The following is a 25924-nucleotide window of genomic DNA, read 5'->3' on the forward strand; positions in this document are numbered from 1 at the left end:
TTATGAAATTCAGGCCAAAAGATACGTTCTGTCAGAAGTCGTCCTTGGTTGTTGCTGTGGCCTGTCTTTCTATTCATCCCGCTTCTGTTGCTCAGACTACTGATGGGAAAGCGGCCTTACAGGATCCGCAATTCCGTCAGGCGTTGCAACGATTGATCAAAAAGTATAAAACAGCTGAACAAAACACTGCAGTTACACAAAAAGATGACAAAACACTAAATTCTGCAAAATTGGTAAGTCAACCCAGTAACTCTGAGGTCAATACAGAGCCAGGCCTGGTTAGTACCAGCAGTTCTGTGGGTGGAGTTGATAATTTCGATAATAGTCAAAATTCTGACAGCGCTGATTTCTATCAAGACAACGAATTTTCTGGCGCTTTGGTTGAGGGCAGCAGGTTTGCTGAAGGCGAAGAACTTATTCTGGGTCTGGAAATCGCGTCAAAAAATGACGTTGCAGCCCTGGCAGATGTATTTGCCTTTAAAACTAAAACTTCAGCCACAGTTGGTTTTGCTACTCTTATTCAATTATTAGAGTTGCCCATTGAAATTTCCTCTGATTTAAAACGTGCTAATGGCTGGTTGTACAACGAAAGTAATAAATTCAGTATGGCTGTCAGTGAAGATGGCACAATGCAGGTGTCGCTGGGAGGGCAGACGCGGATTTTAACAGAGCAAAGTTATTCTGTTGAATCTGATGATATTTACATTGATCTAAATGCTATTGCCGAATGGTTGGGTTTTAAGTATGTGATTGACGAGTCGAGACTAAAACTGACGTTAACCACCAGCAGACAACTTCCGGTTGAACTCAGATTAGCCAGACGTGGCCGGGAAGTTAAAAATACTTCCTATAACAATACCTCTGTGATGCCCTATCGTGAAACAGGGTATAAAGTCTTTTCACAGCCGTTATTTGACGCACAAGTCTCCGCCAGTCACAGGGGATCTAAAACGACCAGCACTCACTCTGTTTTGGGGTCACATGACTTAGCTTATTTAACCAGTCGATACTACTTATCAGGTAACAATGATGATCTGCTCAGCAGTGCACGCCTGACCTTCTCTCGTGAATCCGATAAAAACAACTTGTTAGGACCACTTAAAGCCACTGAATTCGAGTTTGGAGATATCTTGCCTGTCGGAAGTATCAGAGGCGCCAGCCGGAATTTGGGGCGAGGTCTGAGATTTAGTAATACACCTCTGGTCAGTTCTGTCGACGGACGTCAGATTGATTTGACTGGAGATGTACCAGATGGCTGGGATGTAGAAGTGTACCGGAACGGTATCTTAATTGGCCAACAGTTTGGCATCAATAATGGCCGCTACGAATTTAATGAGATTAATCTGGACTTTGGTGAGAACAACTTCGAATTGGTATTTTATGGACCTCAGGGACAGGTGGAAACTAAAACAGAAGTCTTTAATGTTGACAGTAACAGCGTTGGGCAGGGGCAGTTTAACTATCAATTTTCAGTAGTGGAAGCAAACAAATCGGTGTTTGCGCTGGAAGAAGATAATTTTGGTGCTGATGAGTCTGATCAAGGGATCCAGGCAAATGTGGTATCTGGTTATGGTTTGTTTGACTGGTTAAGCTTAAGCACTGCTGTGGGTTCATTCAAACCAGAGGTTGGTGAGGAGCTGTTGAGTTACGACCTGGGTTTAAATCTGAATATCTTTGGTAATGCTTTGTTAAGCAGCAGCTTGGGCGAAGTAAAAGATTCTCTGCGAACCAGCTCTCATAGCTTACGGACTCAGGTCCTTGGCAATGCCGTGAGTTTGGGTTATCAGAACAACGACCCTATAGGGGACAGAATAGAAAACCAGAATCAGGCTTCTGATTCTCTGCTTGCCAGTATGGCCGGTCGTTTATTTGGTCGTTCAGATATGCCGCTGAGTTATCAGAATGAGTGGCGGCGTGATAAGGATTTTTCCGGTACTACTGAGATTCTTCGTAATTCTCTGGGCGTTAATACCAAAATAGGTTCTTTTGGTAATACGCTGGAATGGAGGAAACAAACAGAACTGACGAGCCTGCAGCCTTCGCCTGTTATCTCTGACTTTTTTGATCAGGCGGCTTACGCTCAACAGTTGCTGGAGCGTTTAGAGCAACAGCAGCAACAACAGTTAACAGGGGAAGTTGATCTGCCCAAAGTAACTTCTGGCGGTTTTCAATACAGGAAGAATTTTAACTCAGTATTCACCCGTTTTTTTGCAAACTACAACCTGAAACCTGATTCGGAGTTCACGTCTTATGGTGTCAGTCTGAGTTATCCATTTTCACCGGATCTGACCTCAAACTTCAGTATTTTCCGCTACACCCTGACAGATCAAACCTCCGCCAACCTCGGATTGAACTGGCGTCTGGATAATGTTTATTTATCTGCCACCACCAGTTACAACAATTTAAATGGCTGGTCTGGAGGTCTGAACGCTCGTTTTGGTTTTGGTTATGGTAATGAATCAGGATATTTTTCTTCCAGCAGTAACGTCGCTCAGGCTGGTGCTGTCAGTGCACGGGTTTTTGAGGATAAGAACCTCAATGGTGTGATGGATGAAGGCGAAACGCCTATTAAAAATGCAAAAATAATGTCGTTACAGGGAGGGAGCAGAGATGTGGTCACCAATGAAAAAGGTATTGCGGTGCTCACAGGTTTGGCTGCCAATCAAAAAACAGACATTGTGGTCGACAGAGGCAGCTTTGAAGATCCAACGATGAAAACATTGATCCCAGGTGTGGCTCTGACCGGACGTAAAGGCTATATCGAGCATATCGATTTTGCTGTGACCTCGACAGGAGAGTTAGAAGGTACCCTGTATTCAGGCTCTGAGGACGGGGACATGGAACCCGCTGCCTATGCGGTTATTCAACTGATTGATAGCAATGGCAAAGTTGTTGATACAGCTCAATCAGAATATGACGGTTATTATTTGTTTGTTGATGTAGTGCCAGGTCAATACAAAGTTATGATCGACAAGAGTTTTACTAAACGTCGTAATTTGCGTTTGTCCGATCCGGTTTACCTGGCCGTAAGAGGAGGCGATGTGATCAACGGTACTGACATCATGTTGCAGCAAAAAGAAGCTGCGGGTGGATATTCCGCTGATATGGGCAGCTTTGGCTCATTAACTGTACTAAAAGCCTACTGGGGCTTGTTGGTTCGAAGTGGTATGAATGTTGCTAAGTTAAGACCATTCTACCTGCAGGATGAAGAGTCCGGCAAATACGTGCTTCGTGCAGGCTTTTTCAAAGAACAGTATCTGGCAGAAGAAGTATGTAACCGTATTAAAGGCCGAAGGCTGGCATGTGCTGTAAATCAGTTTGAAACCAAGCTGTAGCATCAGGGCTTACTTCGGCAGACCACGCAAACAAGAGGGAGAAGTTTTTATGGTGATTACAATGAATAAGTCTTTGCTTTGCAGTATTGCTGTATTACTGAGTTCTCTGGTCGCTGGTTGTGCCAGCCAACCAGAGCCAGTTGCAACCTCAAATAATAAAGAAATGGAAGCTGAACTGGCTGAATGGAGAAAACTAAAGCCCGGTGTTCAGCGGCTTGTGGCTATTGAAGGTGAGTTAAAGGGCCTGCTGGCAACTCTGGAAACTATTACAGAAAATGAACCAACGGCTCAGCTGGCAACGGCTGACAATGGGCACAATGTCCAGACTCAGGTGATGACCCCGGTTCACTTCGAAGAGAAAAAACTTGCAGCGCCAGTGCCTGTTCAAACTCTGGCAGTTCAGCCAGCAGCAAAAGAAATCAATGACGAAATTCTGACAGCAACTCTGAGTCAGACTACTGCATCCACTTCTGTCGAACAAAAAAGGTCCGTTTTGTCTCAGGCTGATGCCGGCCCCAAAGCCGAAAGTACTTCTTTTAGCTTACAGTTGGCATCTGTAACAAAAGAAGAAGCTGTTGACCCCACCTGGACGCAACTGAAAAAACGCCATCCAGAGGTATTAGGGTCGTTAGCTCTGCATTCAGAGCAGGTTTTGATTGCTAACCGTACTTACTACAGAGTAAAAGCTGGCCGCTTTGAGAGTTACAATGAGGCAAAACAAAGCTGTAAACTGCTGATGAGCAGCGGTGCCAGCTGCATAGTGAATAAAGGATAAGCTGGCTATGACAGACGATGCAGCAGAGCAACAAAGTAAAAGCCAGATTATTGAGTTTCATAAAATGCTGGCGAAACTGGAAATGGAAATTCATTCCAGAGGAGAACTTTCGTTAAAGGAGGTTCTTGCTTTGTTGCAGGCATTTTTCGACAGCTTTCACAACAGAACCTTGTATTCAAATGATACCTCAGTACGAAACTACTTTGCTGATGAACTTTTTACCAGAATGGCAACTTTGTTGTCGTTGTGGGCCTCTTGCGAAGAACAGGCTTTGTCCGTTGAAGACCTCTCTGATTTAGCGCGCTATAAAGAAGTTATAGCCAGTGTTTTTTATAACAGTGGTTACAGAGGTTATGCTCACCTGAGAACCTATCTGACGGAAAGAACTGAAGCAGGCTCTTTTGTCATACCTCAACATAAGTTGTTGTTATATTTTGTTTTTGTCCATATTGATGATCTGGATCCCGCCTACCTGGATCTTGCGACTCAACTTCACGAAGCCTACTTTGCCGTGTTGATGATGGGGTGGCTCAATACTGGTGTGGTGTTAACCAGTCAGGGGGAAAAAAACAGAGAGACCCTGTTTGAGAAATCCAAACTGCTGTCAAGAGTCAATCCAAATCAAAGCTTTATGAATAGTGTTGTGAATGCATGGATGTATTGTTCTTATTCTCCCAGTACGAACAAAAGGGAGATTAAAAAGAATATCAATAAGATGATTGGTAACTTTCTGCATTCGAATGGCCTGGTGGTTCCGAAAAAGAAAGCGTCGGAAATACGCCACAAACCCAGACTATTAGTGATCCATGAACGGGCAGGGCGCAACCATGCTATGTTCCGCTGTTATTTGCCCCTTTATTTTTCGTTGCAGCAGCATTTTGAAGTCTATTCTCTTGCCGAGCAGACATTGCTTGATGACGTATCCAAAACTGTGTTTCCACGCCATCTGATAGTCGATGATGTCACTGATTTAAAAGCTATTATTCAAACTATTACCAGTATTAATCCGGATATTATTTATTATCCCAGCCTCGGAATGTCGCATTGGACTATCTATTTGGCGAACCTGCGTTTAGCCGCTATGCAGGTCATGAGTTGCGGTCATCCTGAAAGTAGTTTTTCTGACAACATGGATTTTATTTACTACGGTCCGGATTTGCCTGGTGCAAGCGCTTTGGCTTCGGAAAACATACTGCAAAATAAAAACTATCGTTATACGGCGATTGAACACAGTGAATTGGCATCTGATAGTCTGAGTTCAGAAAAAATTTCAGATGGCCGTAAACATATAGCTATTAACTGTGCAGCCATGAAATTAAGCAGTGTGTTTGTTCAGTTGCTCAAGGATGTGAAAACAGCACTAGGGTCCAGGGTTAACTATCATTTTTTTCCTGCCGGTGATGGACTCTTTAACGATGGCCTGAAAAGCATGCTGCTCAGACAGTTTCCTGATGCCACAGTCTATGCACAGATGCCATACCCTGAGTTTCTCAAAACACTAGGTCAATGTCATATCAGTCTGGCGCCTTTTCCATTTGGTAATACCAACAGCACTGTCGATTCCATGTTGCTTGGATTACCCGTGGTGGCACTGAAAGGTCATGAGTTCTGCAGCTATACAGACTATCTGGTGTTACAGTCCTTTGGACTCGATCAGCATTTTATGTGCGACTCAGTCGAAAGCTACCTGAATAAGGTTATAGCTCTGGTGAATGATGAGGCCTATTATGCAGCTCAGATTCAATGTATTAAATCTGCAGACATCAAAGCCATGCTGAGTATTGAAAAAGATCAGCCTTCTGAATTTGGTGAGTTTATAGCTGCTGTGTATCAGAAGCTGAATATGTATAAATCCACAAAACATAAACTCATTACCTGGGATAACGATCGGATTATATAAGCCTTGTGGAGTGGGGTCTTTAAAAAGGCAAAACAATGAATGTAGCTATTATGCAGCCCTATTTTTTGCCCTATCTGGGTTACTGGCAACTCCTTGTTGCCAGTGACGTTTTTGTGCTTTACGACAATATTCAGTTTACAAAAAAAGGCTGGTTTCACCGCAACAACATCTTGCTGAACGGCGAAAAAAAACTCTTTACTCTGCCGTTAAAGCAAGGCTCTGATTATCTGAATGTGGTGGAACGTTATCTGGCGGATGACGCAGGGCAGGCCATCAGTAAAATACTGGCTCAGATCAAACAAAGTTACCGTAAAGCGCCGTATTTTGACGCGGCCTATCCTGTGATTGAGCAGTGCTTTCTCTGCCCACAGACAAATCTGTTTTATTTTACCGAACACTCCATTCGGCTGCTGTGTCAGTTCCTGGGTATAGAGCGCACTATCATCCGCTCCTCTGACATTGCCATTGATCACAGCCTGCGTTCTGAAGCAAAAGTCATCGCCTTGTGTCAGGCGTTGGGGGCAAAACGTTATATCAATGCAATAGGTGGGCTTGAGCTGTACAACAAGAACACTTTTCAGCACGCTGGTCTGGAACTGTGTTTTTTGCAATCCCATGTGCCTGGCTACCGGCAATTTGATGCTGATTTTGTACCTTATTTATCAGTGATTGATCTGATCATGTTTACCAGTCAGCAGCAGCTAAAAGAGATGCTTGCTGACTATTCTTTGGTTCGTAACTGACAGAGCCGGCAGTGCCGCTGCTTTAACCTTTTTCACAGACTAAAAAGATGCTGGAACATAAGTCCGGATACTGCTGGCCCAGTTTATAGCAGCCATCCAGATAAGCCGGCGAAATAATATCGGTTTGCAGCAATCTGTCCCACTGAAAGTTCGCCAGCGCTTTAAAGAAGATACCTGAACGATGCACCACTTTTAACCCTGCGGCTACTGCATCCCTCTCCAGTGTATCCAGACTGTAAGTGCAACGATGACCGTGTTCAGCTTCTGCCGGGGTGACTGCTGCATTGTGGCTGATCAGGCCCATTTTTACCGCAATCTGACGGGAAGGTGCGTTGGCATTAGGGCAAACTAAAAAGAAGCGGCCTTTGTCTGACAGCCATTCGTCGTTAATGCGTTTGAGCACCAGGACCGGATCGTCCAGATGTTCCAGCACATGGGTCATCACTATATTGTCATAACGGGTGGGCAGCTTTGCCTGCTCAAACAACGCATTGACAAAAGTTACTTTATCTCCCAGTTTCTGTCTTGCTTCGCTGATGGCCACATCTGAGGCTTCGACGCAGGTAATGTCTTCGGAGTAGGGCAGCAGTCTTTTGGTCAGTTCACCTTTAAAACTGCCTAATTCCAACAGATTGCCGTTTCTCAGGAAAGGCTCAAACGACTGGATCATATAAGGATGCATCACGTCATAGTCAAAGCCATAGAAATAAGAGCGGCCTGAGTTGTCGATAATTTCTTTGTTAAAGTCTCTTGCTGTTGTCATAGGGACACCTTGTCCTGCTTGTTAGTTAGTTTGAAGCGGCATCTTAGCCCAAGTCGGGTTATAGCTCTGTTAAACGGGCCAGACCAAAACCATAACGGCCAAATTCATTGCCGTTATACAACAAAAAAATCTGGCCATCAGATTCAAACAGATTTGGATAACACATCATGTCCGAATCCCAACCTGAACCAGATACATCAATACCAGCGAGGGTATCGTCTCTGGTCCAGCTGATTAAATCTTCAGACCAGGCATAACCCAGACGGTAGGCATTTTTGCTGTTTTGCCTGAAGTCATAGGCACTGCGGTAACAGAAATACATATGGTATTTGCCTGCAGCGTAAATCACAGTTGGCAGTGCCTGGCATTCATCCGGTATTTTTTCGTCAATAATAGTTTGGCCTGTGCGTTGCCATGTTATACCGTCGCTGGAATGGGCATAGGCAATTTTATAAAAACGCTCTGCTGCGCCGTCAGCGGACTTTTTCTGCCAATGACTGCCGAAGATATACCACATGTGGTAGCTGCCATTGATTTTCAGCACAAACGCATCTGCGACCATCATAGGCTCATTGTGGCTGGCTGCCATAACAGGCCCGCCAGCTCCGTATTTCTCAAAGTTGGCCCCCTGATCTGTGCTGCGGGCAAGGCCTATGTTCATATCAACAGAGACTGAAGTGCGACGGCTCCAGCCAGAAGTATAAGCAAGTATGCTGTTGTCATCCCGTGTTACGCTAAAAGGGAAAATGCCATGTTCATCAAAATGGCCAAGCTCTCCCGGCTGAATGATACTCTGTTCCGACAAGGCGAGGATTTTGGTCAGGCTTTTGTCAAAGTCGACATACTGAGGGCAACTCAGGTATTTGCCATTGGCCGTTTTTTTCTGGGCACAAAAGTAAATCCGCACAAAGTCTTCAAATACCAAAGCCTGAGGGGATTTCGCAAATTCAGTGCAGCCATCGGCCAGAACCACTGTGGTTGGGTCGAATATTTTCCCGAGCTTTTGCCATTTCATCAGCCCAAAGCTCCATGCAATTTCGCCAGGCCAAAGCCTGTTTTACCATTGCCATTCCCCGCATACAGCATATACACAGTGCCATCCAGTTCGAACACTGTCGGGTAAGCCACCATCTCTGCATCCCAGCCGGTTTCAGACACATCCAGATCCACTTTTGAATCATCTCTGTGCCACTGCTGAAGATCAACAGAGCTGGCATAACCAATACGGTAGCTATTATTTTTATTCGAGCGAAAATCCAGACCTTGCCGGTAGCAAAAAAACATATGGTATTTGCCTGCAGCGTAAAAAATATCAGGACAAGCCTGAGCTTCATCGTCGCCCAGCTTACTGTCGATAATATCTCTGTCCAGTCTGGTCCAGTTCACTAAATCTTTTGAGGTGGCCATCCGCATTTTGTAAATAATTTCCGGGCGACCTTCTTCATCCAGTATCCATTTTCGTCCTGCTGTGTAAGCCAGATACCAGGTGTCATTGTATTTACGAAGTTTTGGCGACGTGACAATAAAAGGTTCATTGGGTGAGTGTGATAGCACAGGACCAGGGCCATGTTTGGTAAAGGAAACGCCCTTGTCATGACTTCGGGCCAAACCCAATGAAATATTAAAAGGTACAGATTCACAGCGTTGCCAGCCACCATAAATGGCAATCAGCTCCCCGCCATCTTCGGTAACGGACACAGGATAAGTACCAAACTCATCAAAGGTCCCCAGATCGCCGAGGCTTAACAGTGGCTTCTGGCTGATATTCAGCACTTTAAACAGATCTGTTTTATCTAAATCAACAAAAGCACAATAACTGACAAACTGTTTATTTTCGTCCGGTTTGGGGCGGCAACAAAAAAACACCCGTATGAAGCTATCAAAAATAACGACATTGGGTGCCTGAGCGAAATTAACCATCCAGTCCGGGCGCTCCGGTATCAGCTCAGGATCAAAGACTAACCCCAGTTTTTCCCATGTTAATTGCATTGCATCTCCGCAGCTTCGTTTAATTTTAACAATTGGATAGCATCCACCAGAAGTTTGTTTTCTTCTTTAAATACCAGTCCGCCTAACTCCCATGGTGTTAACCGGTAATCGACCTCAATGACTTTTTGCAGAATAATTTCACCAGTATCTATGCCAGAGTCGACATAGTGCACAGTACAGCCAGCGTATTTTTCTTTCGCTTGCATGACAGCTTCCTGCACTTTTACTCCGTACATGCCTTTGCCACCATAACGTGGCAACAGGGACGGGTGAGTGTTAATTATTTTTTTATGCCAGTGCTTACACACCGCTGCTGGCAGTATTGGCATAAAACCAGCCAGCACTATTAAATTTGTGTTTTCAGGAATAGCGCTTAACAGCTGCTGCGCCAAATCACCGGAATAGTTCAACTGATGCACTGCAATACCCTGTTGCTGCGCTCTTTGAACAGCACCACAGGGCCGGTCAACAATCAGCTTAGTGATAGTGACTGCCAGCATGTCTTGCTTATCAATGATGGCCTGAAAATTTCCCCCACCGCCTGAGGCACAGACCACCAGATTAAACTGGTTTGGTCTGGTATTTTTTGCTGCTGTGCTACTCATGCGCTATAGAGCTTTTTGAGTCTGTTGTATTTTCGAAAAACCCGACAATATCGCCATCACTTTCTCCACCTCCTCTTGTTCAAGATTAGGATGCAAAGGCAAACACAGTACTCTGGACGAGATATATCTGGCGTTTGGCAGCTCATCATCCCGATGTGTATGGGCGGTTCTGTACATAGGAAATGCCGTGATCAAAGGATAAAAATAACGTCGTACCATCACGTTTTGTTCCCGGAATTTTTCATACAACTCGTCACGGGATAAAGCGTAGTCAGCTTCAACAAACACAGGGAAATAGGAATAATTCGAGGTAAAAGGCAGTTGATGATCCGGCAATGAAATGCCGCGGATAAACTTAATGTTGTCTCTGTAGTATTGGCTGATTTGTTTTCTTTTTTCAATACAAGAGTCGATGTACTTTAATTGCAGTAGTCCAAAAGCGGCATTTACTTCGCTCATTTTGCCGTTAATGCCGGCCGCCACTACTGTGGTTTCGTCGACAAAACCAAAGTTTTTTAAATGGTCAATATGAGCTTTGGTTTTAGCGTCCTGACAAATAATGGCGCCCCCTTCGAAAGTATTAAACACTTTAGTTGCATGGAAACTGACCACAGAGATATCACCAAAAGCACAAAGAGACTGGTTGTTGTATCTGCAGCCAAAAGCATGAGCTGCATCGTAAATCACTTTTAAGTTGTAGTTTTCCGCTATTTTACGGATAGCTTCAGTATCACAAGGTGTGCCATATACATGTACAGGCATAATAGCTGTGGTTTGTGGTGTGATAGCGGCTTCAATAGCAGCAGGATCCAGATTGCAGGTTTTTGCATCAATATCCACAAATACAGGTTTGATACCATTCCATTTCAGCGAGTGGGCTGTCGCCACAAAAGAGTAGGGCGTGGTTATGACTTCACCTGAAATACGAAGGGCCTGCAAGGCTGTCACCAAAGCCAGAGTGGCATTGGCAAAGAGGCAAACATATTTTACGCCAAGATAGTCAGCTAAAGCCTGTTCAAATTGCTGATGAAAGGGACCGCAGTTGGTCAGTATTTTGTTGTCCCAAATCTGCTGCAGGTAGGGGATAAATTCATCCAACGGCGGCAGAGCCGGTTGTGTTACATAAATTGGTTTATTATTCATGGTTCTACCGCCTTAATAGACCTGCATAAAATCAGGCGTCATAACATCTTTTACAGCCAGCAAAAGCTAAGCCACAACACCTTTATGGCACCTGTTGTGCCTGTTCTGCTTCCAACGCTGTTTGACTTTGTGATCTGGCTTTTTCTGTTAAGGTCTCTAATTCAGTTGGGGTTGCTACAGCATGTAACTGATTTTTGACAAGCTGTTCTATCACAGTTGACTTCATTGGCAGCTTACTTTGGGCGATCAGGACTAATGAGTCTTTAATACGACTCAGCCGGAAACTGTCTTTAAAGTAAGCTTCATTACAAAGGAATAGCTGAAACAGTTTGGCATACACAGGGTTAGCTAAATACATTTTGTTGGCTCCCACCAGAAATGGAACCCAACGGCCTTGTGCAGTTTCGTAGCAATAATCTAATGTGGCAGCCGGAACACCAGGAAATTCACGGTCCTGATAGTCGTCCATAATAATAATGCCGTAATCCTGCACAAAAGGCGCAGCGAGAGTCAGAGTATGAAGCACTTCGTGGTATTCATGGCCTGCATCAATATGCAGAACACGCAGCTTATTTGTAAACAGAGTTTTGAGGTAGTCTGTACTGTAATCCGCTGTATTACCTTTGAAGTAACGGATGCGTGAAGCAAGCTCAGGTGCAACAAATCTGGAGATATTGTGTTGAGTTTGCTCCAGCAAATCGTCGCCAAACAAGTCCATTGCATAAAGCTGATCTTTTACTGGTGCAATCATAGCTAAAAGGGCCAGCGATTTACCTTTCCAGACCCCAATTTCAGCGATATCACCAGAGAGTGACAAACTACGATGAAATGCCTCGGTCATGCCAAACATCATCATGTCTAAAGGATAAAACCAGCCATCAAGCTGTGGTGCTATGTCGTTGATATACTTAGCGGTAGTGCTGCCAAGAAACCCTGCATCTTGCGGAGTTAGCATTTTTTTCTCCTGATTCTTTTTGATCCAGACTACAGATCTACTTTATGATAACTTTGGTTACTAAATGTGCAATAAACAAAATCTAGCATTTACAACATGTTATAACTCTAAAATTTATGATAGCTTATCAATCCTCATTACAGCCGCTCCATAGTTAAATGGATATAACGGCCCCCTCCTAAGGGGCAGTTACAGGTTCGATTCCTGTTGGGGCGGCCATTTTTCGACTATTACCTAAAGTCACTCTTACTCTTTATCGCTAATCAGGGTTGCAGCATCACCGACCTGTACATTCGCCAATAACTCCATATTTACGCTTTCTGCCCAGGCGCTAGTGTGTGTCAGCTCTTTCACTTTCACTTTGAGTTCGCTGACGGTCAGTTGGTCTTGCAGTTGGCCAAACCTGTCTTTGTGCTGACGGCGGAACAAAATAGTCAGTTCGTCACCTGTTTTTAAACCTTGTTTACTGCCAAGGTTAAGCAGCACTTTGTGCTGATTTACCAGCGTGATATCTGCCAGTATAGTTTCGCAGCGTAAGGCTTCTTCCACATCTTGTGCCGCGGCATTTAAGACCCGTTCTATAGATTTACCATAATCGGTTTGCCAGAAGCGCTGAGTTTTTGGGCTGATGACTGTGGTTTCACGAAAACCCCAGACGGCTGAGGTTTGGTATTTTTGACTTAATAATACTTTTTGCTCCTGAATGTCAGACAGCTCCAGTTGCAACTGATAAAAGCGTTCACGGTCCGGATCGGACCAAAAGGTCCAGTTGTTGCCAACCCGTTCTCCTAAAGAGACATCTGCCAAACTGGCTTTCAGCAAATAACGACCGCCATAGTTGCGCTGTAAAGCACTGCGATCGGCATAACTTAATTCCTGTTGCCGGATGGATTGGGGCAGTAGCTTGATCAGGCTTGAAGCTGAAGATTCTTCCAGTTTCTGCATAAACACACTGGTACTGGCTTGATCCAGCTCGTATAGCTGCCCTACAACGGCCTGTTCCCGGTTTTCTATAATAAAGGGGCTTACCAGCAGTTGTTTTTTCAGTTGCAAATTAGCGCACTGGTTTTGATCCGGGTAAATGTCAGCTCTGATCGTGACGTTGATATAACCATTTTCTTCTGTCTCAGAGACAATCTGTACATTTTGTACTTCGCCCTGACTGTGTAAAAACATCGATTCCTGAGTCAATAATCCGTCGGTCACCTGTTGCACAGTGCGGATAGAAGCCCCTGAGTACAACAGCGCTTTACGCACTGCATCTTCAGTGGCAGCTTTTCTTGCTGCAACTTTGTCGCCGGCTCTAAGCACAGCCTGACCTGTTGCTTCATACCAATCGGCCACGGCATTGCCAGAAAGCAGTGACAAAGCCATCAGTACCAAGCTTAGCGCAGATAGACGCATGACTAATCCTCTATAAAGTATCTGACAGGACAGAAGCAAAAGTTATGCCTGAATTTCAATTTTTATCAAACATAGTCAGAAATTATAGAAAAGGCACGGATTGTGCATTATTTGCTGGTATGAAAGAGATCAATAGATAGGCAGAGGCAGGCTATTATGAACAAACTAACCATCAGCGCGTTGTTGCTGACGTTATTACCCGGCTGCAGCATGGTTGCCGACCGCCATGTCGAATGGGAAACCGTGGAACCGCAGCGTTTTCCTGTGCTCAAAGCTGTGGGTTATGCCCCCTTAAGTCAGCAGCCCGGAGCCACAGAGCAGGAACGTATGCTGATGGCAATGAAAGCCTCTAAGCTGGAAGCCTACAGAGAGCTGGCAGAGCAGGTTTATGGCCAAAGAATTGACGCTAAAGCCAATATGCAGCAAATGATGGTTGGCAATGATCAACTGAACTCATCAGTCAGCGGCATTATTCGGGGCGCCAGGGTAGTAAAAACTTATCCTGTGGGTGATGTGTATGCCACAGAGCTGGAGCTTGATTTTAAACAGGTGTATGACTTGTATTTAAACAGTCAGCCAACCCGCCGTATCAAAAATGTGAAGTACTATTAATAGCCAGCATTGCTTGCAGATCAAAAAAACCGTCAGATGACGGTTTTTTGTTGAACAACGGAGCGTCTAGGCTTTAATGCCTGGCCCTTTATCTACCTGAGCCGCTTTGCCTTTATTGGTGTAAGTTAAACCTGCACGGCCACGGCTTTGCAATAACTCAGTTTTAAAGCGTTCAATGACCAGTTGGCTTTGCTCTACACTTTGGCTGTTGACCTGATTCTGGAATTTACATTGCGCCAGTTTTTCTTCAAGACGACTTAAATGCTCCTGAAACCAGCTTTGCTCTTTGGCTTCAGCTAATTCTGGCAAGGCTGCTAATTGCTGATCGGCGGCTTGAACCAATTCAAGAATACGGATTTTTTCGTCGGTATTGTTTTTAAGTGCTTCAACATCACGGCTCCGGATGGCGTCCAGCTCCTTATGAAGCAACAAAAGCATCACATCCAGGTGCTGCTCTTGCTCATTTAACAGGGTGAGGATAGAAGAGTAGGCGTTACTCATTTTTTACCGAAAAGCTCGCCTTCAAACTGGACGATACGACGTGCCAGTTGTTCTACATTCACTTTATATTTGCCTTCAGAGATCTCTTGTTTGATCTTATCTATTTTCTCTTGATCAACACCTGAGCTGGCTTTCGCTTTGTCCTGGGCTTTGCTGAATTGCTGCGCCTGAGATGTCAGCGATACTGAATCCTGTTTTTGTGCAGCTGTGCCTGTAGTGGCTTGCTGCTGAACGGCCTGTTGTTGTACAACCTGCTGTTTTTGAATATTTTGTTGTTCGGCTTTGTCAGCTTTCACTTGTTGAGTGACTGGCAGGCCTGTGTTTACATTGATCGCCATTTTTCTACCCTCTCTATCCGGTTTCGGATCCCTTACTTTGTATAACGGCATCGCCCGCTAAAACTTTAGTCAGTATTTAAAATTTTATTGCAACTTTTTTCACTGCAACAACTTCTGCAACTATAGTTCTGTTGGACTGTCTGTTGGTTACCTGAATTTGGTCACCAAGAATGCCATCCACCTGAGCTATTCCCACAGCTCTGACTTCAAGACCGTTATTCAAACCACTAATTGTAACTATATCGCCTTTACATACAAGACAAAGATCCTGCAATGTCACAACTTGTCCTGCAGACAAGCTTCTTTTTACTCTGGCACCCAGCACTGAAGCCGGGTTTTTAATCAGAGAACCTCGAGCCAGCCGCACATCAGCTTGCCCAAGCGTTAACATATCGGCAGTGATCAAAGAACCTAAAGCAATATTTCGCAAACTCAATACAGCTTCTGTTTGTTGGGTAAAACGCACTGCAACAAACAACTGCCAGTTTTGTGGGCTTTGGCAGCGAATTTGCACCGTAGCCTGATTACTGACAGGACCTGCAAAGCTAAACTGCAGAGGCTGATTACATTCTTTATGCCCCAGACGTGAGTCCAGAGTTGAAATCTGACTCTGAGCACCTTGTGGTACTTCCTTTTGCAGCTCCAGCCACTCTTTTGCTGCAGCAGTCAATTGCTGCGGGCTGAAACTTGCCGCCTGTACTGAAAACGCGGCAGAAAAAACCGCCGCTAACACAGCAGTGTACAGGGTGGATCTCAAAAATTTATCGTACATTTTCATATGGTTTCAGCTATGCTTTAACGGCAAAGGGTTATAACATACTTAAGTATGTCAATTTTCAGTCATTTTTCATTCTAGAGTGACCTAAGCAAGAATCGTTCCCGATTTTCTAGGACCACTAATTTCTTCAGGCAGGGGAGTCTTCTATGGCGGGTATTCTTGATTCAGTCAATCAGCGCACTCAATTGGTAGGGCAGAACAGACTGGAGCTTTTATTATTCCGCTTAAATGGTCGTCAGCGTTTTGGTATTAACGTATTTAAAGTACGTGAAGTACTGCAGTGTCCGCCTTTGACCGCCATCCCTAAACGCAATAAGTACGTCAGAGGCATAGCCCATATCCGTGGTCAGACAATTTCTGTGATCGATTTAAGTCTGGCAACAGGCGGCCGTGCTATCGAAAACACCAAAGACTGTTTTATTATCATTGCTGAATATAACCGCTCTGTGCAGGGTTTTTTGGTCCAGTCTGTTGAACGGATTATCAATATCAACTGGGCTGCTATTATGCCACCGCCAAAAGGTACTGGGGGTAAACAGAGTTATCTGACTGCTATTACTGAAATAGATAAAGAACTGGTTGAAATTATCGATGTTGAAAAAATTCTGGAAGAAATTTCACCTTCGCCAACCAGCATCAGCAGTCATGTGGCAACTTCGACCATCAGCGAAGATTTGGGCGACAGGCTGATCCTGATTGCCGATGACTCTGCTGTCGCCAGGAATCAGGTCAAACGAGCGCTGGAAGGTTTAGGGGTGCAGATGCATCTGGTTAATAATGGCCGTGAAGCTTTAACTTATTTACAGGAAACGGCAGCGGCTTGTCAAAATTCGGTCACTGATAAAGTAGGGCTGTTGATTTCTGATATAGAAATGCCGGAAATGGACGGCTACACCCTGACAGCGGAAATTCGGCTCGATCCAAGGCTGAAACCACTGCATGTGATTTTACATACCTCTCTGAGTGGTGTTTTTAACCAGCAGATGGTACAAAAAGTGGGCGCAGATGATTTTATTGCGAAATTTAATCCCGATGAATTAGCCGAATCCGTGCGGAAATGGTTGCATACTGATTAGAGGTTTTATGTTAGTGGCAAACAAAGAACTGCAGGAAAGTGAGTATCGTCTGTTTCGGGATTTTCTCGAGCAGCAGTGCGGTATTGTGTTGGGCGATAACAAACAGTACCTGGTCAAAAGTCGTCTTGCGCCTTTGATGCAGCGCTTTGGCTTGTCGTCTTTGTCAGAGTTGCTGAACAAAACCTTAAGCCCTTTTGAGCGGCAATTGCGTTCCGCTGTAATAGACGCTATGACCACAAACGAAACCTTGTGGTTTCGTGACAGTTACCCTTATGAGCTGCTGAAAAAACAAATTCTGCCTGAATTTGAGAAAACTCAAAAAACCGTCAAAATTTGGTCGGCTGCCAGTTCCTCTGGTCAGGAACCCTATTCAATTGCCATGACGGGTCTGGAATACCAGCAAGGCAGGCCTTCGGCCTTTCCAATGGGCCTGCATATTTTAGGCACTGATATTTCCAACGCCATGCTGGAGCATTGCCAGCGCGCTGAATATGACGGTTTGGCTTTATCCCGAGGCTTGTCACCAGAGCGTCGGAGTAAATTTTTTGACGATTCCGGCAACGGCATGATGCGGCTAAAAGATGCCGTTCGAAAAAACGTTTCGTTCCGCCATTTAAACCTGTTAGACAGCTACACGCTGCTGGGCAAGTTTGATATTATTTTCTGCCGTAATGTACTGATCTACTTTTCCCCCGAAGTAAAAATGAAAATCATCAAACAGTTCTCACAGGCTTTAAACCCGCGTGGCTACTTGTTTCTTGGTGCTTCAGAATCCCTTTCCAGCCTGAACAACGACTTTGATATGGTGCGTTGTAATCCGGGTATTGTGTACCGCAAAAAAGTCTGACAAAAAATCTGGCCTGAGTTTTGCTTAGTATTTGCCATCTCTGAACAACAGGATGGCAATTATGGCAATCAGCTTTGAAAACGCATTTGGGATTCACCCTGAAGCACTACTGATCCGCGACAAACGTTCTCAGGTCCTGGCCGAAAATATCGCAAATGCCGATACTCCGGGTTACAAGGCCAAAGACATGGATTTTCAAACCGCTTTGGCAGGTGCTCAGTCGCGCCAGTCGGGTTCGCTTGGCCGAACTGATCCTAAGCACTTTGAAATTTCCACAGCCCGCCATGCTGAAGCTCAGTACCGCATTCCCAATCAGCCTGATACAGGGGATGGCAATACTGTTGACATCCACGAAGAGCGAAATGCCTTTACCCGCAACAGCATGGAATATCAGACGACGCTGAATTTCCTGAATAGCCGGATCAGCAGCCTGAAAAAAGCCATTACCGGAGCAACTCACTAATGAACCTTTTTAACCTTTTTGACATAGCCAGTATAGGAGTATGTCATTCATGAGCCTATATAACATTTTTGATATAGCCGGGAGCGGGATGTCTGCGCAACAAGTGCGGCTGAATACCACCGCCAGTAATATGGCCAATGCCAACAGCGTCAGCAGCAGCATTGATCAAACCTACAGAGCCCGCCATCCGGTTTTTGCTACAGCACTTGACCATGCTCAGCAAGGTCAGGCAGGTGCCAAGGTACAGGTGTTAGGTATTGTTGAGTCTGATGCACCACTGAATGTGGAATATGCGCCTCATCATCCTTTGTCTGACGAAAAAGGCTACATCTACAAGCCAAATGTGAACATTATGGAAGAAATGGCCAACATGATTTCAGCCTCACGCTCTTATGAAACCAATGTGCAGGTGGCGGATGCTGCCAAGCAATTGGTTAGTCGGACGCTGATGATGGGCCAACGCTAAGGGGTAGGGCATGAGTAATGTAACCAATGATAAAGGTGCTTTGGATGGGATGTATTGGGGCGAAAAACCCAAAACATCAGAAAACAACAATGGTGCCTTAACTCAATCCGATTTCTTTGCACTTTTGACACAACAGCTGGCTTATCAGGATCCAACCAAACCGGTTGAAAATGATCAGATGATAGCGCAGATGACTAACTTTACTATGGCCGATGGTATTTCCCAGCTCAATACCAACTTTAAAGATTTTGCCACTACGATGAACTCCAGTCAGGCTTTGCAGGCGTCATCTTTGGTTGGGCAGTATGTGTTGGTGAAGTCCGACGATTTGGTGTTTGACGGTAAAAATGATGTAGTGGCCAGTGCTAATTTCCCGGAAAACGCCACTAACGTCAAAGTTAGTATAAAAAATGAAAGTGGGGTTGTAGTTCGTTCCGTCACTATAGATAAAGCGGACGCAGGACGCTTACAACTTCCATGGGATGGCACTACTGATACTCAGGCTGTGAACGAGGATGGTACTCCTAAGGTCGATGACAAAGGTAATCCTGTGATGGAACTTGCCAAAGCAGGCGTTTATACCATTTCAGTTGAAGGCTCTATTGCAGGTAAAAATGAGGCCATAGTGACCTCAGTTTACGCCCCTGTCACCAGTATTACTTTAGGCAATGGCACTACCCAGGGCCTGTTATTGAATGTCTATGGCCAAGGCCAGAAAAAATTATCTGATATTGAAGAAATTGCAACCTAGTCAATGAATGAATTGAGGTGATCTATGAGTTTTAATATAGCGTTAAGCGGTCTGGCTGCGGCTCAGAAGGATATTGATACTACAGCGAATAACATCGCAAACGTCAATACCACAGGTTTTAAAGAATCCCGTGCTGAGTTTGCAGATGTGTATGCAGCTTCAGTATTTAGCTCCAATAAAACGAAAGTGGGCGATGGTGTCACTACCTCCAAAATTGCGCAGCAGTTTTCCCAGGGCTCGTTAAGATTTACTAACAACTCACTGGATATGGCAATTACAGGTGACGGTTTTTTTGCCATCTCCCCTGAAATTGGTGCCCGTGATTACTCTTACACCAGAGCCGGTGCTTTTAAACTGGATAAAAACAATTTTATCTCAGACAACAACGGTGGTTTCCTGCAGGGCTTTCCTGTGAATCCGGCCAATGGCAGCACAACCTCGGTCAGCTTAAGTACCACTCAGCCTATTCAAATTCCAAATACGGCGGGTGCACCAAGAGCAACGTCCAACGTTTTTGTAACCATGAACGTGGACTCCCGCAATACGCCACCTACAGTTGCTTTTAACCCAACAGATCAGGCCAGCTACAATGCCACCACTTCTACCACTATTTATGATAGTTTAGGCGAGCCTCATATTCTGACCATGTATTTCCGCCGTCAGGCACCAACCACGGATAATGACTGGCAAGTGTATGCGGTGCTGGATAATAACAATTCAGTGCCTGCATCTCCTGCAGGTGGGCCTTTAACTCCAAATTCTGCTATTGGTCCAATTGTTATGGATTTTGACGCCACAGGTATTCCGTCTTTGCCAACTACAGCGTCTTTACCTAACCTGATCCTGCCAGCTGGTGTAGGTACAGGATTAAATGACCCTCTGAACGGTTATTTAACCAATGGTGCTCAGTTCAGTAGTAACATCACAGTGCAGTTCCGCGATCAAAGTGGTACAAAGTTACCTACTCAGTATGCTTCTAAATTTGAAGTAGGTGCTTTGAGTCAGGATGGTACTACAGTAGGTCGTTTAACCAGTGTGGACATTGATGCTGCAGGTAAAGTTATGGCGTCATACTCTAATGGCGATCAAACCTATTTAGCTCAGGTGGCTATGGTGAAATTCGCCAATCCTCAGGGCTTAACTCAGGCTGGCAATACCTCATGGCGTCAAAGTTTATTGTCAGGCGAGGCTTTGGCTGGTGAAGCAAACTCAGGGACTTTTGGCGCTATTAATGCGTCAGCTCTTGAAGCCTCCAACGTCAACCTGACCAATGAGCTGGTTGATTTAATTGCAGCTCAGCGTAACTTCCAGGCAAACTCCAGAGCACTTGAAGTGAACAGTACATTACAAAATACCGTACTGCAGATCCGTTAATAGCTTGATCAGAAAAACCCAAAGTCTTTTGCTTTGGGTTTTTTATTACCTTGAATTTAGTCTTGTGGCCAAAGCGGGTTCAGACAGAACTCCGTCAGCAGAATCCATATCATGGTACGGGGTGGTTATGAAGTTCTTGAATACCTTTGCTTTTAGCATGCTGATGGCATTTTCGTCCGGGGCGACGGAAGACGCTGCCAGAGAGCGGGATCTGCTGGTAACCACTGATTTTGTGCTTAACGCTGGCGAGTCTCAAAGCCGCATCATTAATATTCAGAAGCCTGAGTATGCCGGGCACTTTGTGATGCTTGGATTTAATCCGGTTAAGGCTTTATCCGTCAGTTGTACTTTGCATTTGTATGGTCCATCCAATGTACTGCTGGGACGCTATAACTGCGCTGAGTCTCAGGTGTATTATTTTAAAGCCCCTTTAGCTGCATCCGCTAAGTACAAAGCGCAGATTGAAGTCACGAACTCAAATTTTACGACGGCACAAACTGCATTTTCAGTGATCAACAGATTCAAATTTATTGCCTCAGCTCCTTAGTCTAAGCCGGTTCTACTCTTTTTCTTTTAAATTTATTTAAATACATAGACTTAAAGCGCATCTTCTTTGTGTTCTGCTTTGCATCCCCCTTCTTGGCATTAGTCTTGCTTTACTTATCTTATCTCAAGTGGAGGCCTGACTATGGACCATTTACTTTATATCGCAATGAGCGGTGCCAAAGAGAATATGAATGGCATCAGCATTAAAGCGAACAACCTTGCAAACAGCACTACAACAGGCTTTAAAGCTGATTTAGAGCAGGCCAGGGCTATGCAGGCATTTGGTGAAGGTTTACCGACCCGGGTGTTTTCACTGACTGAACGACCAGGTCAAAATTTTGACGATGGCGCTTTTATTATCACGGAGCGTGAACTGGATGTCGCAGTGCAGGGCAAAGGCTGGTTGTCAGTACAGGATGCTGAAGGCAATGAAGCTTATACCAGAGCGGGCAATTTGCAGCTTAGCCCTACAGGTATGCTGCAAACCGCTTCAGGCTTAAGCGTGATAGGAGAGGGCGGTCCGGTTCAGATCCCTCTGCCTGTTAGCAAAATGGAAATTAATGAAGATGGCACCATTAGCATCAGGCCAGAAGGCGCACCTGCTAATGCAATGCAGGAAGTGGCACGACTGAAGCTGGTCAAGCCTGAATTTCAGGACATTGAAAAAGGCACAGACGGTTTGTTCCGGCGTAAAGATGGTGAAGTTGCACAATTAGATGAAACGGTCAGAGTTATGAGCGGTGCAGTGGAAGGCAGTAACGTCAATGCTGTGGGCGAAATGACCCAGATGATCAGTTTACAGCGTCAGTTTGAAGTTCAGATCAAAATGATGAAAACGGCCGAAGATATTGATCGGCAACATAACCAAATGATGAGAATAATCTAAGGCTTAAGCCTGGGGGGTTAGCATGCATCCAGCTTTATGGATCAGTAAAACCGGTTTGGACGCGAAGCAGCGTGATATTTCGGTGATTTCAAACAACCTGGCTAACGCCAGCACTATAGGTTTTAAAAAGAGCCGTGCTGTATTTGAAGACTTGTTGTATCAGAACATTAATCAGCCTGGCGGGCGCTCCTCACAAAACTCAGAGTTGCCCAACGGCCTGATGTTAGGTGCAGGTACTAAAGTAGTGGCAACTCAGAAAAGCTTTACCCAAGGCAATATGATTACCACTGAAGGCAGTCTGGATGTGATGATCCAGGGCCATGGTTTTTTTGAAGTTCTGATGCCGGATGGCACTATTTCTTACAGCCGCAATGGTCAGTTCACCACAGACAGTGAAGGCAACTTAGTCACTTCAGGTGCGGGTTACCAAATTCAGCCGAATATAGTTATTCCTGAAGATGCACAAAGCATCACTATTTCTCAGGACGGCGAAGTCTCAGTGCGTTTACCAGGGCAGGTTGATCAGGCCGTGTTAGGCCAGTTGACAGTGACCAACTTTGTCAATCCGGCTGGTTTAGAGCCTGTTGGACAAAACTTATTTACTGCAACAGCAGCCAGTGGTGATCCGGTGCAAGGTATTCCGGGCCTGGAAGGTCGGGGTATTTTAGTCCAGGGCGCTTTGGAAACTTCAAACGTCAATGTGACCGAAGAGCTGGTCAGCCTGATTGAAAGTCAGCGTGTTTATGAAATGAATTCCAAAGTAATTTCAACTGTTGATCAGATGCTGGGCACCATGATCCAGCAGCTGTAGGAGTGAGTAGATGAACAAGTTAATTTTAGTGGTACTTACACTGCAGCTTTGTGTTGGCTGCGCAGGCAGCTTCAATGAGCCTATGCCGGATGACCCTAATTTTGCGCCTCTGCCACCAGAGCCGGAAGCGGTTCCGCTGTCGAACAATGGCTCCTTGTTTGCTCAGGGCTTGTCCAATGGCTTGTATTCAGATAATAAAGCCCGCCGCCCTGGGGACATTATTACTGTGGTGCTGAGGGAGAATACTCAGGCAACCAAAAAAGCGAAAACTGAATTTGGTAAAGACAGTTCAGCCAGTTTTGATCCCATGATTGGTTTGGGCGGCCGTGATGTCAGTGTTCTTGGCAACACGCTGCAGTTTGGTGCTAATTCCGCCTCCGACTTTAAAGGCGATTCCAAAGCTGACCAAAGCAATAGCCTGGTCGGTGATATTTCGGTGAACGTATTGCGAGTGATGGCAAACGGCAATCTGGTGATCCGTGGTGAAAAGTGGCTGACACTCAATACCGGCAGAGAATTTATCCGCTTAACCGGCGTGATCCGTGCCGAAGATATTGATTCGAAAAACACTGTGCAGTCGACCAAAATTGCCAATGCCCGGATTGAATACAGTGGCACAGGGGCTACTCATAACGGTCAGGGGCCAGGTTGGTTAACCCGGTTCTTTACTGGCGTGTTATCGCCGTTTTAATACAGGTGAAATGATGAAACTAATCCAAAGCCTTTTGGTGGTCGTGCTGTCCGGAGCTTTATCTTTCCCGGCTTCAGCCGCCCGAATTAAAGATTTAACCAGTGTTCAAGGGGTGCGCAGTAACCAATTGGTGGGTTATGGTCTGGTGGTAGGTTTACCTGGCACTGGCGAGCAAAGTCCTTTTACTGAGCAAAGTTTCAGAACCATGCTAAGTAACTTTGGCATCAATATGCCAGCCGGGATGAAATCTCAGATCAAAAACGTGGCAGCTGTGGCTGTGCATGCTGAACTGCCCGCATTCAGTAAACCGGGTCAAACCATTGATATCACAGTATCCTCTATGGGCAGTGCCAAAGGTTTACGGGGCGGAACTTTGTTGCAAACCTTCCTCAAAGGTCTGGACGGCAATGTGTATGCGGTAGCTCAAGGCTCATTGATCGTCAGTGGTTTAGGTGCTGAAGGTGCGGATGGCTCACGAGTGATGGTCAATACTCCCACTGTAGGCCGTATTCCAAATGGCGCTACGGTCGAACGTGAAGTTCCTTCTCCTTTTGCCGATGGTGATTTTATTACTTTTAATTTAAACCGTTCAGATTTTACTACTGCCAAAACACTGGCGGAAACCATTAACAATTTTATTGGTCCCGGCACTGCCTTGTCGCTTGATGCGTCTTCAGTGCAGGTCAGGGCGCCACGGGATATGGATCAGCGGGTGTCCTATTTATCAACGCTGGAAAACTTAACGCTGGAGCCTGCCAGTCAGTCGGCAAAAATTATTATCAACTCCAGAACCGGCACCATAGTGATAGGTAAAGATGTCCGGCTTTTTCCTGCCGCTGTTACCCATGGTGGTTTAACTGTAACTATTGCTGAGAACCCTGTTGTGGTGCAGCCCAATCCGCTGGCTGGGGGCGATACAGCAGTGGAACAAAATACCATCATCGACGTAAGGCCGGACCGTTCACGCATGTTTAAGTTCGATCCCGGTACTACACTGGATGACTTAGTCAGCACCATCAATGCCGTTGGCGCAGCGCCTGGTGATTTGATGGCCATTTTAGAAGCCTTAAAAGAAGCGGGCGCCATTCATGGTGAGCTTGTGGTGATCTAAATGAGTAACGTTGAGCAGAAAGTTAACTATCATGATTTAACCAGCTTGCAGCAGCTGAAACACAGCTCCGGTGGAGATGATGATAAAGCGCTGAAACAGGCGGCTAAACAGTTTGAATCTATTTTTATGGGCATGCTGCTGAGCAGTATGCGCAAAGCCAATGAAGTATTCGAAGATGACGGTGCGCTCAACTCTAATGCAACTAAGTTTTATAAAGACATGTATGACAAACAGTTGGCAACGGATCTGTCAGAAAAAGGCAGTTTAGGTTTAGCTGATTTGCTGGTCCAGCAGTTACGGCCGACCAAAGGTAAAACCACTCCTGCTTCTATGCTGAAAGTGCCCACTGAATCTGCTCCTGTGCGTGACGCAGCCTCAAGAGGGGAAGATAAGCATAAATTAGTTGGCGTCCTGTTAAAGAAACAGCCAGAGTATCAAATGCCGGTTCTTCCCCAACCTCCATCCACTCTGGTTGTTGCAGGACCCGAACAGCCAGAACAGCAACCGGATGACTGGAATTTTAAAACACCAGGTGAATTTATCCAAAAACTGATGCCTGCTGCCAGACAGGCTGCGCAGAAGCTGGGGTTAGAACCACTGGCTTTGTTAGCCCAGGCCGCTTTAGAAACAGGCTGGGGGCAACGCACTTTTAAAACAGCTGAAGGTCATCAAAGCTTTAATTTCTTTGGCATCAAAGCACATAACAGCTGGCAAGGTGAGGTGGCTGTGGTGGACACCCTGGAGTACCGTCAAGGTGTAGCACAAAAAGAAAAAGCCAAATTCCGTGCTTATGAGTCCCCTGAGCAAGGGTTGGGAGATTATGTCGACTTTATTAAGTCCAACCCCCGTTACCAGCAAGCTCTTAGTGTAGTGGACAACCCTAAAGCCTATTTTCAGCAGTTGCAGGCCGCAGGTTACGCTACAGATCCAAACTACGCTCAGAAAATTTTATCGGTATTTAACAGTGAGACCTTCAAACAGGCACGAAACCTGCTTACAAATAAAGAATAAAGCACAGAGATTAAAGAACTGACCGGTATAGCCGATTAACAGAGTGAAGA

The 25924-nt window shown here is 45.3% G+C and carries 27 protein-coding genes and 1 tRNA gene; 18 read left to right on the top strand and 10 right to left on the bottom strand.

What is annotated here, in order from left to right:
- The first annotated feature begins 2 nt into the window (after window positions 1–2).
- From J2W69_RS00410 to J2W69_RS00425, 4 genes are all read left to right on the top strand, one after another.
- Entirely contained in the window at window positions 3–3335 is a 3333-nt protein-coding gene (locus J2W69_RS00410) for a hypothetical protein (RefSeq protein ID WP_310273464.1), read from the top strand.
- Between the two features lie 61 nt (window positions 3336–3396).
- The gene (locus J2W69_RS00415) at window positions 3397–4110 is read left to right on the top strand and encodes an SPOR domain-containing protein (protein WP_310273466.1); all 714 of its coding nucleotides are present in this window, start codon (window positions 3397–3399) and stop codon (window positions 4108–4110) included.
- A gap of 7 nt (window positions 4111–4117) precedes the next feature.
- On the top strand, window positions 4118–6010 hold the full coding sequence (locus J2W69_RS00420; protein WP_310273468.1) for a tetratricopeptide repeat protein: 1893 nt from the start codon (window positions 4118–4120) through the stop codon (window positions 6008–6010).
- Between the two features lie 35 nt (window positions 6011–6045).
- Complete coding sequence (locus J2W69_RS00425) at window positions 6046–6753, top strand: WbqC family protein (RefSeq protein ID WP_310273471.1); 708 nt, start codon at window positions 6046–6048, stop codon at window positions 6751–6753.
- Between the two features lie 22 nt (window positions 6754–6775).
- Here J2W69_RS00425 and J2W69_RS00430 read toward each other — a convergent pair whose 3' ends face one another.
- The 6 genes from J2W69_RS00430 to J2W69_RS00455 form a co-directional block, all read right to left on the bottom strand.
- Window positions 6776–7516 (bottom strand): class I SAM-dependent methyltransferase, encoded by a 741-nt coding sequence (locus J2W69_RS00430; RefSeq protein WP_310273473.1) that lies wholly within the window; start codon window positions 7514–7516, stop codon window positions 6776–6778.
- A gap of 58 nt (window positions 7517–7574) precedes the next feature.
- Entirely contained in the window at window positions 7575–8531 is a 957-nt protein-coding gene (locus J2W69_RS00435) for a glycoside hydrolase family protein (RefSeq protein ID WP_310273475.1), read from the bottom strand.
- Window positions 8531–9505, bottom strand: coding sequence for a glycosylase (locus J2W69_RS00440; RefSeq protein ID WP_310273477.1), 975 nt, complete (start codon window positions 9503–9505; stop codon window positions 8531–8533). Before J2W69_RS00440 ends, J2W69_RS00435 begins: the two co-directional genes overlap by 1 nt.
- Window positions 9496–10110 carry a formyltransferase family protein gene (locus tag J2W69_RS00445; protein WP_310273479.1) on the bottom strand — a complete coding sequence of 205 codons (615 nt, stop codon included), beginning with the start codon at window positions 10108–10110 and terminating at the stop codon, window positions 9496–9498. The genes J2W69_RS00440 and J2W69_RS00445 overlap by 10 nt, the downstream gene beginning before the upstream one ends.
- A gap of 3 nt (window positions 10111–10113) precedes the next feature.
- Complete coding sequence (locus J2W69_RS00450) at window positions 10114–11253, bottom strand: DegT/DnrJ/EryC1/StrS family aminotransferase (protein ID WP_310273481.1); 1140 nt, start codon at window positions 11251–11253, stop codon at window positions 10114–10116.
- 82 nt (window positions 11254–11335) lie between these two features.
- Window positions 11336–12208, bottom strand: a complete 873-nt coding sequence (locus tag J2W69_RS00455; protein WP_310273483.1) for a class I SAM-dependent methyltransferase — start codon at window positions 12206–12208, stop codon at window positions 11336–11338.
- A gap of 144 nt (window positions 12209–12352) precedes the next feature.
- Between J2W69_RS00455 and J2W69_RS00460 the strand changes: the two genes are divergently transcribed.
- Window positions 12353–12427 (top strand) — tRNA-Arg (locus J2W69_RS00460).
- Between the two features lie 27 nt (window positions 12428–12454).
- Here the strand turns inward: J2W69_RS00460 and J2W69_RS00465 are convergent.
- On the bottom strand, window positions 12455–13612 hold the full coding sequence (locus tag J2W69_RS00465) for a flagellar assembly protein T N-terminal domain-containing protein (protein ID WP_310273485.1): 1158 nt from the start codon (window positions 13610–13612) through the stop codon (window positions 12455–12457).
- A 156-nt stretch (window positions 13613–13768) separates the two neighbouring features.
- Here J2W69_RS00465 and J2W69_RS00470 point away from each other — a divergent pair, with 156 nt between their 5' ends.
- On the top strand, window positions 13769–14224 hold the full coding sequence (locus tag J2W69_RS00470; RefSeq protein WP_008898567.1) for an LPP20 family lipoprotein: 456 nt from the start codon (window positions 13769–13771) through the stop codon (window positions 14222–14224).
- A gap of 66 nt (window positions 14225–14290) precedes the next feature.
- Here J2W69_RS00470 and flgN read toward each other — a convergent pair whose 3' ends face one another.
- The 3 genes from flgN to flgA all read right to left on the bottom strand — a co-directional run bounded on the left by flgN (window position 14291) and on the right by flgA (window position 15835).
- Window positions 14291–14725, bottom strand: a complete 435-nt coding sequence (flgN, locus tag J2W69_RS00475; RefSeq protein WP_310273490.1) for a flagellar export chaperone FlgN — start codon at window positions 14723–14725, stop codon at window positions 14291–14293.
- Window positions 14722–15063 carry a flagellar biosynthesis anti-sigma factor FlgM gene (gene flgM, locus J2W69_RS00480; RefSeq protein WP_310273492.1) on the bottom strand — a complete coding sequence of 114 codons (342 nt, stop codon included), beginning with the start codon at window positions 15061–15063 and terminating at the stop codon, window positions 14722–14724. Before flgM ends, flgN begins: the two co-directional genes overlap by 4 nt.
- A 76-nt stretch (window positions 15064–15139) precedes the next feature.
- Window positions 15140–15835: a flagellar basal body P-ring formation chaperone FlgA gene (flgA, locus tag J2W69_RS00485; protein ID WP_310273495.1), complete on the bottom strand. Its 696-nt coding sequence runs from the start codon at window positions 15833–15835 to the stop codon at window positions 15140–15142.
- Window positions 15836–15987: 152 nt separating this feature from the next.
- Here flgA and J2W69_RS00490 point away from each other — a divergent pair, with 152 nt between their 5' ends.
- From J2W69_RS00490 to flgJ, 12 genes are all read left to right on the top strand, one after another.
- Entirely contained in the window at window positions 15988–16917 is a 930-nt protein-coding gene (locus J2W69_RS00490) for a chemotaxis protein CheV (protein WP_310273497.1), read from the top strand.
- A gap of 7 nt (window positions 16918–16924) precedes the next feature.
- Window positions 16925–17764 carry a CheR family methyltransferase gene (locus J2W69_RS00495; protein WP_008898562.1) on the top strand — a complete coding sequence of 280 codons (840 nt, stop codon included), beginning with the start codon at window positions 16925–16927 and terminating at the stop codon, window positions 17762–17764.
- Window positions 17765–17825: 61 nt separating this feature from the next.
- Complete coding sequence (gene flgB / locus J2W69_RS00500; RefSeq protein ID WP_310273500.1) at window positions 17826–18227, top strand: flagellar basal body rod protein FlgB; 402 nt, start codon at window positions 17826–17828, stop codon at window positions 18225–18227.
- A gap of 49 nt (window positions 18228–18276) precedes the next feature.
- Window positions 18277–18693 carry a flagellar basal body rod protein FlgC gene (gene flgC / locus J2W69_RS00505; protein WP_310273502.1) on the top strand — a complete coding sequence of 139 codons (417 nt, stop codon included), beginning with the start codon at window positions 18277–18279 and terminating at the stop codon, window positions 18691–18693.
- Between the two features lie 10 nt (window positions 18694–18703).
- Window positions 18704–19444: a flagellar hook assembly protein FlgD gene (locus tag J2W69_RS00510; protein WP_310273504.1), complete on the top strand. Its 741-nt coding sequence runs from the start codon at window positions 18704–18706 to the stop codon at window positions 19442–19444.
- 24 nt (window positions 19445–19468) lie between these two features.
- Window positions 19469–20818: a flagellar hook protein FlgE gene (gene flgE / locus J2W69_RS00515; protein WP_310273506.1), complete on the top strand. Its 1350-nt coding sequence runs from the start codon at window positions 19469–19471 to the stop codon at window positions 20816–20818.
- Window positions 20819–20945: 127 nt separating this feature from the next.
- Window positions 20946–21365: a hypothetical protein gene (locus tag J2W69_RS00520; protein WP_310273508.1), complete on the top strand. Its 420-nt coding sequence runs from the start codon at window positions 20946–20948 to the stop codon at window positions 21363–21365.
- Window positions 21366–21506: 141 nt separating this feature from the next.
- Window positions 21507–22250 (top strand): flagellar basal-body rod protein FlgF, encoded by a 744-nt coding sequence (gene flgF / locus J2W69_RS00525; protein WP_310273510.1) that lies wholly within the window; start codon window positions 21507–21509, stop codon window positions 22248–22250.
- Between the two features lie 22 nt (window positions 22251–22272).
- The gene (flgG, locus tag J2W69_RS00530) at window positions 22273–23061 is read left to right on the top strand and encodes a flagellar basal-body rod protein FlgG (RefSeq protein ID WP_008898555.1); all 789 of its coding nucleotides are present in this window, start codon (window positions 22273–22275) and stop codon (window positions 23059–23061) included.
- 10 nt (window positions 23062–23071) lie between these two features.
- On the top strand, window positions 23072–23752 hold the full coding sequence (locus J2W69_RS00535; RefSeq protein WP_310273512.1) for a flagellar basal body L-ring protein FlgH: 681 nt from the start codon (window positions 23072–23074) through the stop codon (window positions 23750–23752).
- Between the two features lie 13 nt (window positions 23753–23765).
- Window positions 23766–24863, top strand: a complete 1098-nt coding sequence (locus tag J2W69_RS00540) for a flagellar basal body P-ring protein FlgI (protein WP_310273514.1) — start codon at window positions 23766–23768, stop codon at window positions 24861–24863.
- Window positions 24864–25874 (top strand): flagellar assembly peptidoglycan hydrolase FlgJ, encoded by a 1011-nt coding sequence (flgJ, locus tag J2W69_RS00545; RefSeq protein ID WP_310273516.1) that lies wholly within the window; start codon window positions 24864–24866, stop codon window positions 25872–25874.
- Window positions 25875–25924: the final 50 nt, after the last annotated feature.

The organism is Rheinheimera soli (assembly GCF_031457405.1).
Classification (GTDB): domain Bacteria; phylum Pseudomonadota; class Gammaproteobacteria; order Enterobacterales; family Alteromonadaceae; genus Pararheinheimera; species Pararheinheimera soli_A.